A 517-nucleotide genomic window follows, 5' to 3' on the forward strand; every position below is an offset into this window, starting at 1 on the left:
GCAGGCGGCGGCTCGGCACCCTGCCGGCGACGCCGTTTGAATACGCTGAGTGGAACCGGCGAAGGTGCATCCCGACTATAATCAGGTCGACAAGACGTTCTACTCGGTGCCGCACCGACTGATCGGCCGCACCGTCGAGGTGCGGCTCACCCACAGGGTGGTCGAGATCTTCCACGATCACCAGCGCATCGCCAGTCACGTTCGTCGCTCGCAGCGCTCCGGCCATGTCACCGTCAACGCCCACATGCCCAAGGCGCATCGGCGCTACGCCAACACAACGCCGGCCAATCTGATCGGCCGAGCGGCCAGGATCGGCCCCAACGCCGCCATCCTGGTCGAGCGCATGATGCGCGACCGACCGCATCCGGAACAGGGATACCGCTCGGCCATGTGCATCCTGTCGCTGTCGCGCGCTATGGGCCGGAGCGGACGGAGGCAGCTTGCGAGCGGGCGCTGCTGATCAACGCGATCGCCTACTCCTCCGTCAACGCGATCCTCAATCCGGCTCGACAGGGTA

1 pseudogene is annotated in these 517 nt (G+C 66.2%); it reads left to right on the plus strand.

The features are described from left to right. Positions 1–517, plus strand: a pseudogene (locus NKI52_RS32700) (Mu transposase domain-containing protein); the annotation flags it as partial.

Source organism: Mesorhizobium sp. M0590, assembly GCF_040320905.1.
Lineage (GTDB): Bacteria > Pseudomonadota > Alphaproteobacteria > Rhizobiales > Rhizobiaceae > Mesorhizobium.